Source organism: Hyphomonadaceae bacterium BL14 (genome assembly GCA_027627705.1).
In the GTDB taxonomy this organism is placed as follows: domain Bacteria; phylum Pseudomonadota; class Alphaproteobacteria; order Caulobacterales; family Maricaulaceae; genus Oceanicaulis.
Genome location: CP091242.1, coordinates 401,368 through 417,460, shown reverse-complemented (window position 1 = coordinate 417,460; position 16,093 = coordinate 401,368). Strand labels below are relative to the sequence as shown.

The window sequence follows — 16,093 nt, the reverse complement described above, 5'->3', positions numbered from 1 at the left end:
ATCGGGAGGGGCCAAGCGCCTGAAATGACGGGCGTGCGAGGCGGGACAGGCGCAGGGCTTATGCGCGGATTTGGGGGGCGGCAGACGATGGCTCCGTCAGAGAACCCAGCGTGTTTTCCCGGCTGCCTGAAAGGCAAGCCGGGACCCATCCACCGATCCTGTCCGCTGCTTAAGTAGTTGAAATATGGCAGGATGGGTCCTGGATATTCGCTCACGCAAAGTCCGGGAATGCAGCGCTGAAGCGGGGCGCTCCCGCTCCCCCCTCACGCCCCCAGGCGTTGGGGGGCCTGGGACCAGACCGACATGTTGGCGGCGTGGCTGGACAGCCGGCCGCCATCCTGAAGTTCGCGCAATTGCTGCAGCGTGACCAGCGACACCGCTGCCAGGCGCACCTGGACCTGGGCGCTCAGGGTGATGTGGCGGGGTGCCACGGCCATCAGCGCATTGGCCTCGTCGGTTTTCCAGGCCACCAGGGCGGCAAGGAACGCGGCCATATCCGGGCTGGTGCGGGCCAGTTGCGGTTCGTCGAAAATCGCCTCGCGCACCATCTTGATCACCTGGCCCACGCGCAGCTGTATCACCGCCGACGGCCCCAGCGGTTCGGCCAGGCGGTGTTCCAGCGCAAACTCGCGCGCATCGCCGAGACCAAAAATCGCATCGTTGAACAGAAACAACATGGTTCGTTCCGCGGCGGCAGGGAGGGGACTGACGGGCAGTCTGGCACCGCCGCGTTAAGACTTCACCAGTGCGGCGTTTACCGCGCGTCGACCATGAGCGGGTTTTACCCCGCCTCCACCGGCTCGGTGAGGAAATGGCGCCCCTGCCGGTCCTCGATCTCGATCACCCAGAGGTCCGGATCACGCTCGGCCCGGCGTGTGGCGTAAAGATCCACCTCGGCTTCCGCGACAGGTTCGGCACCCAGAGGCTGGCTCCAGACGCGTGCGCCCTCAAAGTCGCGCACCGGTGCCAACAGGCGCGCAAACCCCTGTGGCAACACAAGCTTCACCAGCACCGCCCCGGCGTCCGGATCGCCCCGGCGCGACACATAGACAGACGCGCCCGCCCCTTCGGCGCGCCAGCGCAGGGCATCGATCCAGAATTTTGCCTTGAGTTCGTTCATTGAACCTTGATGGCAGGTCAATTGCTTAATAAAGTCCTAACCGAGGGGAGTGTTTCATGTCGATACGTGTGCGGGTTTGCGCCCTGTTGACTGGCATTGTGTGCGCGCTTGGCGCGTTGGGCCATCAGGCCCTTGCTGCCGAGGACATCCGCCCGCCCCGCGCCGAAGACATCAGACTGTCCGATATCGCCGTTCACATGCCCGCGCTGACGCTGACGCCCCAGGCGCGCGAGCTGCGGATCCCCTTCACGATTGCGCCCGGCGCCGTACCATCCGGCGTGGAGCTGACCCTGAGCGCCAGCCCGCTGGCCGAGAACGCCAACGGCCAGATTGAAGTCTTCGTCAACCGCTCGCGCGCGGTCGCCCTGGCGCCGGACCCGGTCGCGTTCGAAGCGCGCTTTGTGCTCCACGCCGATACACTGCGGGCGGGTGAAAACATACTGGTCCTGCGCCTGAGCGAGGCCGCACGGGCGGGCTGGGCGATCCAGGCCGAGGCCAGCCGGCTGCGCGTCAGCTCCACCCCGCCGGACGGCTTCGCAACCCTGGCCGATCTCGAAGCGGGCCTGCGCGCGCACTACGCCGCGCCGCGCCGGGTGTATATCGATGCCGGCGCGGCCGGGCGCGATGCGCTGGCGGTATCAGCCCTGGTCGCGCAGGGTCTGGCCCTGCGCATGGGCGAGGCACCGATCCTGGTCACTGACCCGCGCGTGGCCGAGCTGGTCATCTTGGCGGAGGTGCGCGCCAGCGGCGGCCTGCCCGCCATCGACATGACAAGCCCCACCCATGTGCGCCTGTCAGCCGGCGATCCCGGCGCGCTGATCGCCTCGGCCCGGCTGTTTGCCGCCCGCTCGATGAATCTGCACACGGTGCGCTTTGAGCTGGCCGACGCCTTGTCTGCACAGCGCCTGGAACGCACCGCCGCACCGGTGCGCGATCGCGCGCAGCTGGGCGCGCTGGCCCAGGGCGGCGCGCCCTTCGGAGCTGACCAGGGCGGACGCGCAGCGGTGGTCTTCGCCTCAGCCGCCCCCGAAGACCGCGCCGCCGCGCTGGCCGTGGTATCGCGCGCAGCACTCGCCTCGGGCTCGGCCTGGCTCTACGCCTGGTATGGCGACACGCTGGAGGATGCGCCGCTTAGTCATGATCTGATGATCCTGGGTCCGCAAAGCTCTATCGATCCGCGCCTGATCGCAGCGGCACCGGCTGAAGTGCGCGCCGCCGCCAGCGCTGCGGCCAATCGTGTCCCGCGCCGCCGCAATTACACCTCCACAGCGTTCGCCGACGACACCACGCGCAGCGCGCGGGTCACCGGCATGGCCGCCCTGTTTGAAGAGGCTGGGGGACGCCGCATCGCCCTGATCACAGCGCCCGAAGGCGCTGATTTTTCACGCGCGGCGGCCCGTCTGGCGCGCTCAGGCCTGTGGACCGGTCTCGAAGGCCAGGCCGTGGTGTGGGACGCCTCGGCCGTGACCAGCTTCGGACCCAGCGCCGCACCGCGCTTCAGTGCCGTGTGGATCAGCAACCAGATCCGGCGCCATGACCGCTGGGTCGCGCTGGGTGCCTTCACGCTGGCAGTGCTGCTTCTGCTGATCGGCCATGGCGTAAACCGGACGTCAAGACGCACCGCGTAAGACTGGCGGGTATGATCACGCCCGCTCTCGCCGCCCTCATCCTGGCCGCTGCGCCCCCTGCCCCGCCCGCCTCCGACCACGAGGCGCTGCTGCGCCTGCGCGCCGGCGACGCGGCGTGCGCGCTGCTGACCCCGGTCGAGCGCAGCTTTCTCGATGTGGTGCTGGACCAGGCGCGCGACGACGCCATTGTGGCCGGTGCCGATGCGGCCATGCTGGCGCGGTATGAGCGCGCCACGCGCGCCCCGGCCTGCGATGACACAGGCTTGCACGCCAGCGCGGACGCCCACCGCGCGCGTCTGGCCACACTGGCCGAACTGACCCAGCCCACCCTGCCCGGCCGCCTCCACGCCTGGGCCGTGCGCCCGCCCGCCGCCGCAGGCCGGCCCGGCTGGCGGGTGGTGCAGATGCCGGGCGGCCAGTCCGCCGCCTTTGGTCTTTATGAAGAGCGCAGCGCGCGCGCGCCTGCACTGGCCCTGCGTGCCGATGCGCCGGCACCGCGCGCGGTCATGGTGATGCGCGACCCCGCCCGTCAGGCCGCTCCGGTGGACCGCACCATTGGCGGGCTGCGGCCCGCGCCCGGCGGCAATCCGGTCGGCGCCTGGGGTGCCTATGCCGGGGGCGAGCAGCGCTTCATGGCCAATGCCCGCCTCGATCCGGAAACGGCCGGGCATCTGGCCCCCGCCGGCGGAACGCCCGCTTATGGCTTCACCTTCCCCGACGAGGCGCTGACCGCCCTCACCGCCCTCACCCCGCGTGAAGGCGTGCGCATTGATCTGTTGCGCCTGGACGGACGGGCCACGCAATCGCTCTGGATCGAGGTCGGCGCCCTGCGCGCGGGTCTCTTGCTGGCCAGCGAAGCCGACGCCCGCGCCGCGGCCGCCCGCGCAGCCGCCCTTGCGGCGTCAGCGCCTGCCGCCGCCAGCCCGTCACGTTAAACCCGGCGCCGTTTCCCCTGTCGCTGCGATTGCGAATCACCTTTCCACAGGTGTGAGCGGTGCGCATCTTGTGCCCCGCGCTCCAACCGATACTGTATTTCGTGGCTGACCCCAACATATAGGGGTCTCGCGAAAGCGAAGGCCTAGGGGTGGCGTCTCATGCCGGGGCGCACGCCGGGGATTTAATAGCGTAACAGGCGAGGAGCGCACCGCCATGGCTTGGACTGACGAACGGGTCGAAACCCTGAAAAAACTGTGGGCTGACGGGCTTAGCGCCAGTCAGATTGCAAAGCAGCTGGGCGGGGTCACGCGCAATGCCGTGATCGGCAAGGTGCACCGTCTGGGCCTGTCGGGCCGCGCCGCACCCTCGCGCCCGGTCCGGCGTCCTGTCACCCGCCCGGCGGCCGCCCGCGCGCCACGGCCTGCCGCCGCGGCCGCACCGGCACCGCGTGTGCAAGCGGACGCCTCCACCGCCCCCGCGGCGGCACCGGCACCGGTCCAGACCCTGCCCGCCCCGGTGGACGCCAAGCGCATGGCCAATGGCGAGTACGCCACAGTGCTCACCCTGCGCGAGGGCATGTGCAAATGGCCGATCGGCGATCCGGCCGATACCGAGTTCCGCTTCTGCGGCCGCTCCACGCGTCCTGGCGGTGCCTATTGCGAGGCCCACGCCCAGATGGCCTACCAGCCCCAGGCCAAGCGCAAGCGCAAGCCGACCGACGATGCACGCGCCGTACTGGACTCTCTGCAGGGCATGCGCCGGGCGAATTTCTAGGCCAGCCCCTCACGACCGGCCTTGATGCGGGCGGCGGAGATCACTCCGCCGCCCGTTCAATGTCGGCCAGGCGCGACAGCATGGGATGGTTGGCGGCGTAGCTGACGTCATCCACGCGCGAAACGGCGACCAGGCCCAGCATCGCATTGGTGACGAACACCGCCTCGGCGCGCTTGAGCGCCTCGGGTTCCGCCTTCACCTCATCCACCGTCACCCCGGCGTCCGCGCAGGCCAGCATCAGCGCACCGCGCGCCGTGCCCGCCAGCGCCGCGCAGTCCGCGCCCGGCGTCATGACGCGCCCCCCCTTTTCGATCCAGAACAGGCTGGCACTGTCCGCGCAGGACAGATGGCCGCTGGAGGACAGCATCACTGCCATATCGGCACCCACGCTGGCGGCCCGGCGACGGGCGTGGAGCGGGTCGGCGTAATGGGTCAGCTTGAAGCGGGTGGCCAGGCTCGTCGGCTCGCGCCGGGGCTGGGTCACCAGCGTCAGGGACAGGGCGCTCGGCGCCGGCTGCAGCGGGCGGGCGGTCACCAGCACCGTGCCCGCCTCGCCTGACGGCGCGCTCATGCCCGGCCCGTGGGCACCGCGGCTGATGGTCAGGCGCACGGCGGCCTCGCCGATATCCCTGGACAACTGGCGCGCCGCCGCCTCCACCTGATCCCAGTCGGGCGGCGCGATCTCCAGCGCATGGAGCGCCCCGGACAGCCGCGCCCGGTGACGCGGCCAGCGGCGCAGGCGGCCCTTGCCGGCGCGGATCGTCTCGAACGCGCCATCGCCCAGCAGGAACCCGCGATCAGAAATGCTCAGGCGCGCCTCATCGGCTGCCACGTATTGTCCGTTCAGCCAGACCTCGCTCATCCCGCCTCCTCCACAGCCTGCCGCAGCGCCGCCGCCTTGGCGCGGGTTTCGTCCAGCTCAGCGTCCGGGTCCGAGCCGATGGTGATGGCACCGCCAGAGCGGACCTCCACATCCCAGCCCTCACCCGACCGGACCATGGCAGCGGTGCGTATCATCACGTTAAAATCGGCTGCGCGGTTCGAACCGATCCAGCCCAGCGCGCCGCAATACGGACCCCGGCTTTCGCCCTCCAGAGCGGCGATGATCTCCATGGCGCGCAGCTTGGGCGCGCCGGTGACCGAACCTGGCGGGAAGCCCGCTGCGATCAGATCGAATACGTCCCGGCCCGGTGACAGCCGCCCCTCCACCGATGACACCATGTGATGGACATTGGCAAAGCCCTCCACCTCGAACAGGGATCGCGCACGCACGCTGCCAGGCTGGCACACCCGCGCCAGATCATTGCGCATCAGGTCCACGATCATCAGGTTTTCCGCCCGGTCCTTGTCTGACACAGCCAGTGCAGCGGCCTCGGCCGCGTCTTCGTCCCGGTCGGCCCGGCGCGGGCGCGTGCCCTTTATGGGCCGGGTCTCCACCAGCCCGTCCGCACTGACTGTGACAAAGCGCTCAGGCGAGTTGGTGACGATGGCGCGTGCCTCATCCAGGCGCATCAGCGCCGAAAACGGTGCCGGGCTGGACGCAGCCAGGCGCAGAGCCAGGCGCTCCGGCGCATCGGCACCCTGCATATGTCCGCGCAGGGGATGGGAGAGATTGACCTGGAAGATGTCGCCTGCCGCCACAAGAGCGCGCGCCTGGCGCGCCGCGTCCAGATAGCGCGCATCGCTCCACACCTGATCAAGCTGCGCGCCGCCGCGCGGCTCCATCGCGACCGCTTCACACGGCGCATCGGCGATCCGGGCTGCCAGACGCTGCGCCGCGTCCCGCTCCCCGCGCACCACCACGTTCCCCGCAACATGATCAAAGCGGATCACGGCCGGATACCAGCCCATGGCGAGCGCCGGCCACGGTGCCAGGCCCGGTGGCAACGGCGGAACCGCCTCGAACGCCCGGCCCAGATCATAAGCGAGCAGGCCGGCATACCCGCCGGCAAACCCGTCTTGGCCGGCGTCCTGCGCCATGCCGGGCCGGAATCGCGCGCGCAGGCGCGCAAAGCCGCGCGCCGGATCGTCGTCCAGAACTGTGAATTCAGGCTGCGCACACAGATAGCTGTAGCGGCCGCGCGCATCCGCGCCGCCACCGCGCATGAGCAAGGTCCAGGGTTCACCGTCAAAGGCGGCCAGTGCCGCGTCCGGATCGATCCAGCCGGGCAGCTGCACCGTGCTCACGGCGCGATCAGCCTCGCCTTCACCGCCTGCAACGTCTCGTCGGACAGGCCCAGTGGTCCGCGCAGATAGGCGTGAACATCCCCCACCGCCGCCATGGCGGCATCCAGATAATCGCCCTCCACGCCCAGAAAGGCGCGGATCTCACGGTCGCCCACGTGCTTGCCCAGCTGCTCGTGCAGGCGCGCCTGCACTTTGGGGGCGAGCTCGTCATAATCGACGGCGGTGTTGGTCATCAGATAGTCTTCGCGCGCCACATCGGCGTCCACGCCCAGCTCCATCAGGAGGAAGGCGCAGAACAGTCCGGTTCGGTCCTTGCCTGCCGCGCAGTGGACCACGAAGCCCGCCTCGTCATCGGCCTCTGCCAGCGCCTCGAACCCGGCGCGGAACACCGCCATATTGCCCTCGTCAAAGGGCAGGCGCTTGTAGGTTTGCGTCATGAACTGGCGGATGGAATTGAGGCTCATATCGCTGTCGCGCAGGAACACCATGTGCGGCGGCTCGGCATGACCGGCATGGTCGCTGGCCAGCACCCGCACGCCGTCGCGCTGCACCCAGAAGCTCGGCTCCAGCTCACGCTCGCGCGGCCGGCGCAGATCAGCCACCACCTGGATGTTCAGGCCGTCGAGGCGCGCCTGATCCTCGGGCGTCGCGCGCGAGAACTGGCCCGACCGGTAGAGCCGGTCGGCCACATGCCCGCCATCGACCGCCTGGTAAGCGCCGAACCGGCGGAAATTGTAAACACCCGACAGGGGAAGGACTCGCTCGCTCATACATCAGACCTAGCCCGCTGCGCGCAAGGCGGCAAGCGGAGGCAGGGGATGGGGGTGGGGTGGGAGCCAATATACCCACCTGTGCCCTCCCGGACGGCGTAGCCGATCCGGGACCCATCCATGATCGTCTCAACCGCTGCGCAGGTGGACAGGATTAGGGGATGGATCCCGGCTCTCCCTGCGGTCGGCCGGGAAGGCAGGTTAGGTTAGCGCAGGAAGGAAAGAAAAACCCCGGCGCGTTACCGCACCGGGGCTCTCCAGTCTCAACGATAAACCTGAACCCTAAGCCGCCTGCTTGGGCGCAAACCGGCCGTAGAAGGTTTCTGTCTTCGCCGCCATGTCGCGCAGGAGCTGGGGCACCTCGAACGGCTTGCCGTACTTGGCTTTCAGCTCATCGGCGCGCTTGACGAAGTCGGCGGCGCCCACCGTGTCGATGAAGGACAGGACGCCGCCTGTATAGGGCGCAAAGCCCCAGCCCAGGATGGAGCCCACATCGGCTTCGCGCGGATCGGCGACGATGCCTTCCTCCATGGTGCGGGCCGCTTCCAGCGCCTGGGCGTAGAGGATGCGGTCCTTGATCTCGTCCACAGACGGCTGCTGATCGTCACTCAGGAGTGTGCCGTTCGGGGCGAACTGGCCCAGCTCGTCCCACAGACGCTTGGACTTGCCGTCATAGACATAGAAGCCCTTGGCGTTCTTGCGGCCATAGCGGCCCAGCTCGTACATGGTCTCGATGACCGTGGCGTTGGGCGTATCCTCGAAGGCGGTGCCCAGATCCTTCTTGGTCTGTTGCAGCACCTTGTAGCCCAGATCAATGGCCACCTCGTCCTGCAGGGAGAGTGGGCCGACCGGCATGCCGGCCATGCGCGCGCCGTTCTCGATCAGGGCCGGCTTCACGCCCTCGGTGAGCATGTACATGCCCTGCTCGATGAAGCGCATCACGCAGCGATTGGCGTAGAAGCCGCGCGTATCGGACACCACGATCGGGGTCTTCTTGATCTTCGACACGAAATCGATTGCGCGCGACACCGCCGCATCGCCGGTCTTCTCGCCCACGATCAGCTCCACCAGCATCATCTTCTCAACCGGTGAGAAGAAGTGGATGCCGATATAGTTTTCCGGCCGCGACGAGGCCTGCGCCAGCGAGGTGATCGGAATGGTGGAGGTGTTGGACCCGAAGATCGCATCCTTGGGCAGGTGTTCTTCCGCTGCCTTGGTGATCTGGTGCTTCAGTTCGGAGTTCTCGAACACCGCTTCCACCACCAGGTCCACATCTTTCAGATGCGCATAATCGGTGGTCGCCGTGACCAGATCGCCCATGGCTTTCGCCTTGGCTTCAGACAGCTTGCCGCGCTGCACGCCCTTGGCGAAATGATCAAGCACGTGCTGCTTGCCCTTGTCGGCGCCCTCCTGATCGCGGTCGATCAGCACCACTTCAATGCCAGCCTGGGCCGACACCGTGGCCACGCCCGCACCCATGAAGCCCGCGCCGATGACGGCGATCTTGCGCACGTCGGATTTCGACTGGCCCGCCGGGCGGCGTCCGCCCTTTTCCAGCGCCTGTTTGGACAGGAACAGCGAGCGGATCATGTTGCGGCTTTCAGGCCGCATCAGAAGCTTGGTGAAATACCGGCTCTCGATGCGCAGCGCCGCGTCCATGGGCAGCTGAAGCCCTTCATAGACGCACGACAGGATATAGCGCTGGGCGGGATAATTGCCGTAGGTCTCTTTCAGCAGCATCGGGCTGGCCGCGCCGAACACCTGCATGCCCTGGGGGTGGTAGGGGCCGCCGCCGGGGATTTTGAACTTGTCCTGGTCCCAGGGCTGCTTGGAGCCCAGCGGATTGGCTTTCACCAGCGCCTTGGCCTTCTCCACGATCTCGGCGACCGGGGCGATCTCGTGAACCACGCCTTGCGCCTTGGCGGTCTCGGCGTCGAACTGTTTGCCCTGCAGCATCACCGGCGCGGCATTCATCACGCCGATGAGACGCGGCAGGCGCTGGGTGCCGCCGCCGCCGGGCAGCACGCCCACCAGGCTTTCGGGCAGGCCGAGCTTGGCGCCGGTATCGCTCGCCATCACGCGGTAATGGCACGCCAGCGTCACCTCGAACCCGCCGCCCAGCGCCAGGCCGTTGATCGCCGCGGCGACCGGCTTGCCGCAGGTCTCCAGCGCACGCAGCGAGGCGTTGAGCCGATAGGCAATGTCGAACAGTTTCTGCTTGGCCTCATCCTCGGGCAGACCTTTGAGGTCCGCCATGCCCGCGCCCAGCTCGGTCAGGTCGGCGCCGGCGCAGAACGCCTTCTTGCCCGACGTGATGACCGCGCCTGTGATGGCGTCCTCGCCCTGGATGCGCGCGATGATCTGGCCCATCTCGGCCATCACGTCGGCCGACAGGACATTCATGGACACGTTGGGAGAGTCAAAGGTGATCAGGGCGATCCCGTCGCCGTCGACCTCGAATTTGAAGTGTGTGTAGCTCATTGGGAGTTCTCCTCCTTTGATGCGTCCTCATCAGGCGCATCCGGTGAATTCTTTTTGGTTCTGGTCCGGGCGGCGCCGAAGGCCGGGGCCAGCGCAACGCCAAACGCGACGCCAAACGCAAGGCCCAGTGCGACATCGCCAAAGATCGTGCCGAACGCCACGCCCAGCGCCATGCCAACGCCTATGCCGATGGGCAGGCCCGCCGCAAAAGCGGCCTTCCCAAACTTGCGCTCCGGCTTGCCCTCGTCTTCGGCCATCGCCCTAGATCCGCTCGATGATCGTGGCCGTGCCCATGCCGCCGCCGACGCAGAGCGTCGCCAGCGCCGTGCCCTTGCCGGTGCGCTCCAGCTCATCCAACAGCGTGCCCAGGATCATGGCCCCGGTCGCGCCCAGCGGGTGGCCGAGCGCAATGGCACCGCCATTGACGTTGACCTTGTCGTGGGGAACGCCGAGATCTTCCATGAAGCGCAGCACCACCGCGGCGAAAGCTTCATTCATCTCGTAGAGATCAATGTCCTTTTCGCTCATGCCGGCTTTTTTCAGCGCCTTGCGCGCCGACGGCGCCGGGCCGGTCAGCATGATGGTCGGCTCCGACCCGATGGAGGCCATGGAGCGAATGCGCGCGCGCGGCTTCAGGCCCAGACGCTCGCCCATTTCCCTGGTGCCCACCAGGATGGCCGAGGCGCCGTCCACGATGCCCGACGAATTGCCGGCGTGGTGGACGAAATTGATCTTTTCAAGGTCCGGGTATCGCTGGATCGCCACCTTGTCGAGGCCCACAAAGGCTGCCAGATCGGCAAAGGCGGGCTTGAGGCTCGCCAGCGACTGCATGTCCGTGCCCGGGCGCATGTGCTCGTCATGATCGAGCTGGGTCAGGCCCAGCTGGTTCTTCACCGGCACCACGCCCTTGGTGAACCGGCCCTCTTTCCACGCCTGCTCGGCGCGCTTCTGGCTTTCCACGGCATAGGCGTCCACATCGTCGCGGCTATAGCCGTATTTCGACGCGATCAGATCGGCCGAAATGCCCTGGGGCACGAAGTAATGGTCGAATGCCATTTCCGGATCGACCACCATCGCGCCGCCATCGGATCCCATGGGCACGCGGCTCATGGCCTCGACCCCGCCGCCAATGGCCATGTCCGCCTCGCCCGACATGACTTTCGCGGCGGCCAGATTCACCGCCTCCAGCCCCGAGGCGCAGAAGCGGTTGACCTGAAAGCCCGACACCGTCTCGGCATAGCCCGCATTCAGGGCTGCAGCGCGCGCGATATTGGCGCCCTGCTCGCCCACCGGCGAAACGCAGCCCAGCACCACATCATCAATGACGCTGGTGTCGAGATTATTGCGGTCACGAATGGCTTCCAGCTGCTGGGTCGCCAGCTGCAGCGCGGTGATCTCGTGCAGCGAACCATTCTTCTTGCCCTTGCCGCGCGGCGTGCGGCAGGCGTCATAGATGTAAGCGTCGGTCATTGGGGGTGTCTCCCGGTTGAATCAGAGAATTCAGTGTTGTTTGTCTTGCCCCGCTTGAGGGGGAGTCGCCCCGGAGCGGGCTCCGGGGCTGAAGGGAAAACGCGCTACCTAAAGCGTCCTTGCGATCAGCACCTTCATGATTTCGTTGGTGCCGCCATAGATGCGTTGCACGCGCGCGTCGCGCCACATGCGGGCGATCGGGTATTCGTTCATGAAGCCGTAGCCGCCATGGAGCTGGACGCATTCATCCACCAGCTCGCACTGGATGTCGGTGACCCAGTATTTGGCCATGGACGCCGTGGCTGCATCCAGCTTGCCGTCGATGAGCAGATCTGAGCAGTGCTGGCAGAACACCTCGGCGATGGTGGCCTTGGTCTTCAGCTCGGCGAGCTTGAACTGGGTGTTCTGGAAATCGATGACCGCCTTGCCGAAAGCCTTGCGCTCCTTGACGTAATTGATCGTCTCGGCCAGCGCGCGCTTCATCATGCCCACGCCCTGTACCGCGATCTGCAGCCGCTCCTGGGGCAATTGCTCCATCAGCTGGACGAAGCCGCGGCCCTCGTCCTGACCCAGCAGGGCTTCGGCCGGCACCCACATGTCCTCAAAGAACAATTCGGCGGTGTCTTGGGCTTTCAGGCCCACCTTGTCGAGATTGCGCCCGCGGCGGAAGCCGTCGAGCCCGTCCGTCTCCACCAGGAAGAGCGAGGTGCCCTTGGCACCGGCCTTGGGATCGGTCTTGGCCACCACCACGATGAGATTGGCCGTGCCGCCATTGGTGATGAAGGTCTTCGAGCCATTGATGCGATAGCCATTGCCATCGCGCACCGCCGTGGTCTTCACGCCCTGCAGGTCCGAACCCGCGCCGGGCTCGGTCATGGCGATGGCACCGACATACTCGCCGGTCAGCATTTTGGGCAGGATGCGCTGCTTCTGCTCTTCCGAGCCGTAATGCCAGACATACGGAGCCACGATGGAGTTATGCAAAGACGCGCCCCAGCCGTCCACGCCCAGCTCGGCCACCGCCATGTGGAAGGCGTAGTCATGGCGCCAGTCCCCGCCCGCACCGCCGTATTCTTCCGGGCAGGCCGGGCACAACAGGCCCGCCTCGCCCGCCTTGGTCCAGATGTCCCGGTCGACCTGGCCCTCTTTCTCCCAGCGGTCGCCGTGAGGCAGGCATTCCTTGGTCAGGAAGCCGCGCACGGCGTGGTCGAACATGTTCACATCCTCCTGGTCGAGCCAGGCGGGACGGGGCGTATTGAGCACTTGGGCATTCATGATCGTGTCTCCTGTCTGGGTCGCAGCCGGCCTAGAACGCCTCGGCGGCGAGCGCCATCAAATTGCCGGCACCGCTTTCGATGCGCGCCAGATGGGCGTCGGCATCCGGCAGCCAGCGGGCGACGAAATACTCCGCCGTGACAAGCTTGGCCGCGTAGATCGGATCGGTCTCGCCCGCGGCGGCTTTCGCAGCGGCAATCTTGGCCATTTTCGCCCAGGTCCAGGCAAAACAGGTCAGGCCGAACAGGTGCAGATAATCGGTCGAGGCCGCGCCCGCATTATCAAAATTCTCCAGCCCCTTCTCGACCAGCCAGTTGGTGGCGCGTTTCAGCTTGGCGGTGACGGCTTCCAGCCCCTCGACGGACGACGCGATGGCGCTGTCGCCCTTGTTTTCCGCCACGAAGGCGTCGAGGGCGGCGAAGAAATTATTGATCGGCGCCATGCCCTTCATGGCCAGCTTGCGGCCCACCAGGTCCAGGGCCTGCACGCCATTGGTGCCTTCATAGATCAGGGTGATGCGCGCATCACGCAGGAGCTGGGACATGCCCCACTCCTCGGTGAAGCCCGAGCCGCCATGAATCTGCAGGCCCTTGGAAACGCTGTCATAGCCCTTGTCGGTGAGATAGGCTTTGATCACCGGGGTCAGCAGCGCCATGTAATCGCCTGCTGTCTCGCGCGCCTTCTCGTCTTCGCCCTTGTGCTCCAGATCGCCCTGCAGCGCGGTCCAGTAGGCCAGCGCACGCGCGCCCTCCACAAACACTTTCTGGTCCATCAGCATGCGCCGCACGTCCGGGTGCACGATGATCGGATCGGCCGGGCCGTCCGGGTTTTTCGGCCCCGTCAGCGAGCGGCCCTGAAGCCGGTCCTTGGCGAAGCTGAGCGAGAACTGGTAGGCGGTCTCGGCCAGGCCCAGACCCTGAAGGCCCACGCCCAGGCGTGCCTCGTTCATCATGACGAACATGATGCGCAGGCCTTTGTTTTCCTCGCCCACGAGCCAGCCGGTGGCCTCGTCATAATCCATGACGCAGGTGGCATTGCCGTGAATGCCCATCTTGTGCTCCAGCCCGCCGCATTTCAGCGTGTTGCGCTGGCCCGGCTCGCCGTTTTCATCGGGGATGAATTTGGGCACCACGAAGAGCGAAATACCCTTCACGCCCGCCGGCGCGCCTTCAATGCGTGCCAGCACCAGGTGAACGATATTCTTCGACAGGCCGTGCTCGCCCGCCGAAATCCAGATTTTCTGGCCGGAAATCTTGTAGGACCCGTCGCCATTGGGCACCGCCTTGGTGCGCAGCATGCCCAGATCCGTGCCGCAATGGGGCTCGGTCAGGTTCATCGTACCCGACCATTCGCCGGAAATCATCTTGGGCAGGTACATCTGCTTCTGCTCGTCCGAACCGCCCACCACCAGCGCATGCACCGCGCCGCCGGTCAGACCCGGATACATGCCGAACGCCATGTTGGCGCTGGTCACCATCTCGTTGAAGGCGAGGTTCAGGAAATGCGGCAGGCCCTGACCGCCATATTGCGGATCGGCCGACAGCGCGGTCCAGCCGCCTTCGGTCATCTGGGCATAGGCGTCCTTGAACCCGTCGGGGGTCGTAACGACGCCGTCTTTCAGCGTGCAACCCTGCACGTCGCCGGTCTTGTTCAGCGGGGCCAGCACGTTTTCACACAGCTTGGCACCCTCTTCCAGGATGGCGTCGATGATATCCGGGGTCGCCTCGGAGAAGCCGTCCAGATGGCTGTATTGCTGGACGTCGAGAAGCTCGTTGAGGACGAATTTCTGGTCACGAAGCGGGGCGCGGTACTGGGGCATGTTGGTCTCCGAAGTGTCGGGCCGGCGCGCGATATCGGGCCGGCTTGAGGGTTGGCCGCCAGCCAGTCAGGGTCTGGCGTGTCGGTATGAGGCGTCAGTCAGGCGGGCCGGCGGCCCATTCGGTCAGGCGCGCCGCAGCCAGCGCCTCGAAGGCGCGCGCGCGGCGTTTGATGTCGTCAGGCGGTTCGCGATTGGCCAGGCGCTCTTCCAGCCAGCGCGTCCCGGCGTGCAACTCGGCCAGCGCCCCGTCGATATCGTCGCGCTGGCGCTCCAGCACCGCGATACGGTCACGCATGCGCTCCAGCGCCAGGCCCAAATGCGCGCGCGAGCCGTGATCGAGCTGTTCGATCTCCAGCATTTCGCGTACATCTTCGAGGGAAAAGCCCACGCGCCGTCCGCGCAGGATCAGCTCCAGCCGCGCGCAATCGGCGGCGGTGTACAGGCGCGTTGCCCCCCGCCGACGCGGTTTGAGCAGGCCTTTCTGTTCGTAAAAGCGCAGCGTGCGCGCCGTGACGCCGAAGCGTTCGGCAAGCTCCCGGATCGTCCAGAGCGAGTCAGGCGCGGGTGTTTGGCTCATGGCGGTCACCATCTACCAGCTTTACGTTCACGTCAACGTCAATCAGATGGCAGCCCGCTACAAACCTAGGCGCGGCGGGCGACTCGCGCCAATGCTTCATCCATGGTCTCTCGCCCCCTCACCTGCCTCCTGGCCGCCGCGTCGCTTGGCGCGGCGGCCCCCGCTCAGGCGCAGTTGCGCGACGTGCTCCTGGTGGAGCGCGACGGCGGGCCGCATCTCTGGCTCGCTTTTGACCGCCAGCCGGCGTCAGCCTTCATCGAAGCTGGCGCGCTGTACATTACCGGCGTGGACGGCGAAGCCGCGCGACGGATCACCCCGGCCGGCCCCGCGCCCATCGCGGCGCTGCACCTGGCGCCCGAGCCTGACGGCGTACGCCTCACGCTGGACGGTGCACCCATGCAGACAGCCGAGATACGCGCAGGCGGCGTATGGCTGACCCTGGATGCACACGGATGGACCGCGCCGCCCGCAGCGCGTGTGGCAGCGGCCAGACCGGCCCCCGGCGCGGCGCAGTCTCCGGAGCCGTCACCGGCACCGTCTTCGGTGCCGCCGCCTGAACCCGCACCCACATCCGCCGGTCCAGCCATGACCCCGCGCGCCGCGCCGGAGCCTGCGCAAACCTCACAGCCCGGCCCTGCATCCACACCGGCCCAGCGCGCGGCCGCGTTGAACCCCGCCTGCGCCGGTATTGCACTGGAGCTGGAAGATGCACCCTGGGATCTCGATCTGATCGCGGCCCAGGGCGCGTGCCTGGCCCGGGCCGGCGACAGCGCCGAGGCGGCCGTCCAGTTCGAACGCGTCCTGGCCTTCGAGCCGGAGCATGCCCGCGCAGCCCTGGGCCTGGCGCGCCTGAAAGAAGCCGCCGGCGAGCTTGGTGCCGCCGCCGACCTCTACGACATCGCCGCCCGCGGTGCCCGCACCGACGGCGAAGCGCTGGAAGCCATGGCGGCCGCGCGGCGGCTGAGAGAGGCGTCGGGGGAGTAGGTGGAGGCCGCTGACTTCATTTGTGGAAAAGCCATCCACTGGCTTCACCGATAAAAGCGCTCCGTAGAAGCC

Annotated in this window: 15 protein-coding genes; 4 read left to right on the top strand and 11 right to left on the bottom strand. The window is 67.2% G+C overall.

All coding sequences use genetic code 11. The features are described from left to right. Positions 1–263 precede the first annotated feature (263 nt). Both L2D00_01895 and L2D00_01890 read right to left on the bottom strand, forming a co-directional pair. Positions 264–677 carry a hypothetical protein gene (locus L2D00_01895; protein WBQ13451.1) on the bottom strand — a complete coding sequence of 138 codons (414 nt, stop codon included), beginning with the start codon at positions 675–677 and terminating at the stop codon, positions 264–266. A gap of 104 nt (positions 678–781) precedes the next feature. After that, positions 782–1,120: a DUF1491 family protein gene (locus L2D00_01890; protein ID WBQ13450.1), complete on the bottom strand. Its 339-nt coding sequence runs from the start codon at positions 1,118–1,120 to the stop codon at positions 782–784. Between the two features lie 56 nt (positions 1,121–1,176). Here L2D00_01890 and L2D00_01885 point away from each other — a divergent pair, with 56 nt between their 5' ends. The 3 genes from L2D00_01885 (at position 1,177) to L2D00_01875 (ending at position 4,458) form a co-directional block, all read left to right on the top strand. After that, positions 1,177–2,748: a hypothetical protein gene (locus tag L2D00_01885; protein ID WBQ13449.1), complete on the top strand. Its 1,572-nt coding sequence runs from the start codon at positions 1,177–1,179 to the stop codon at positions 2,746–2,748. An 11-nt stretch (positions 2,749–2,759) separates the two neighbouring features. After that, complete coding sequence (locus L2D00_01880; GenBank protein WBQ13448.1) at positions 2,760–3,683, top strand: hypothetical protein; 924 nt, start codon at positions 2,760–2,762, stop codon at positions 3,681–3,683. A 214-nt stretch (positions 3,684–3,897) separates the two neighbouring features. After that, the gene (locus tag L2D00_01875; protein WBQ13447.1) at positions 3,898–4,458 is read left to right on the top strand and encodes a GcrA cell cycle regulator; all 561 of its coding nucleotides are present in this window, start codon (positions 3,898–3,900) and stop codon (positions 4,456–4,458) included. 40 nt (positions 4,459–4,498) lie between these two features. Here the strand turns inward: L2D00_01875 and L2D00_01870 are convergent, their stop codons facing one another. The 9 genes from L2D00_01870 to L2D00_01830 all read right to left on the bottom strand — a co-directional run bounded on the left by L2D00_01870 (position 4,499) and on the right by L2D00_01830 (position 15,037). Beyond that, the gene (locus L2D00_01870; protein WBQ13446.1) at positions 4,499–5,320 is read right to left on the bottom strand and encodes an aminotransferase class IV; all 822 of its coding nucleotides are present in this window, start codon (positions 5,318–5,320) and stop codon (positions 4,499–4,501) included. Continuing rightward, the gene (locus L2D00_01865) at positions 5,317–6,645 is read right to left on the bottom strand and encodes an anthranilate synthase component I family protein (protein ID WBQ13445.1); all 1,329 of its coding nucleotides are present in this window, start codon (positions 6,643–6,645) and stop codon (positions 5,317–5,319) included. Before L2D00_01865 ends, L2D00_01870 begins: the two co-directional genes overlap by 4 nt. Further along, positions 6,642–7,415, bottom strand: coding sequence for a tyrosine-protein phosphatase (locus L2D00_01860; protein WBQ13444.1), 774 nt, complete (start codon positions 7,413–7,415; stop codon positions 6,642–6,644). The genes L2D00_01865 and L2D00_01860 overlap by 4 nt, the downstream gene beginning before the upstream one ends. Positions 7,416–7,697: 282 nt before the next feature. Continuing rightward, positions 7,698–9,896, bottom strand: coding sequence for a 3-hydroxyacyl-CoA dehydrogenase NAD-binding domain-containing protein (locus L2D00_01855; protein ID WBQ13443.1), 2,199 nt, complete (start codon positions 9,894–9,896; stop codon positions 7,698–7,700). Then, positions 9,893–10,153, bottom strand: a complete 261-nt coding sequence (locus tag L2D00_01850; protein ID WBQ13442.1) for a hypothetical protein — start codon at positions 10,151–10,153, stop codon at positions 9,893–9,895. Before L2D00_01850 ends, L2D00_01855 begins: the two co-directional genes overlap by 4 nt. Positions 10,154–10,157: 4 nt before the next feature. Further along, complete coding sequence (locus L2D00_01845) at positions 10,158–11,366, bottom strand: acetyl-CoA C-acetyltransferase (GenBank protein WBQ13441.1); 1,209 nt, start codon at positions 11,364–11,366, stop codon at positions 10,158–10,160. A 108-nt stretch (positions 11,367–11,474) separates the two neighbouring features. Then, positions 11,475–12,641: an acyl-CoA dehydrogenase family protein gene (locus L2D00_01840; GenBank protein WBQ13440.1), complete on the bottom strand. Its 1,167-nt coding sequence runs from the start codon at positions 12,639–12,641 to the stop codon at positions 11,475–11,477. A 31-nt stretch (positions 12,642–12,672) separates the two neighbouring features. Then, complete coding sequence (locus L2D00_01835) at positions 12,673–14,460, bottom strand: acyl-CoA dehydrogenase C-terminal domain-containing protein (GenBank protein ID WBQ13439.1); 1,788 nt, start codon at positions 14,458–14,460, stop codon at positions 12,673–12,675. Between the two features lie 94 nt (positions 14,461–14,554). After that, positions 14,555–15,037, bottom strand: coding sequence for a MerR family DNA-binding transcriptional regulator (locus L2D00_01830; GenBank protein WBQ13438.1), 483 nt, complete (start codon positions 15,035–15,037; stop codon positions 14,555–14,557). Between the two features lie 102 nt (positions 15,038–15,139). Here L2D00_01830 and L2D00_01825 point away from each other — a divergent pair, with 102 nt between their 5' ends. Next, a complete protein-coding gene (locus L2D00_01825) occupies positions 15,140–16,021 on the top strand; it encodes a hypothetical protein (protein ID WBQ13437.1) in 882 nt (293 codons plus the stop codon). Positions 16,022–16,093: the final 72 nt, after the last annotated feature.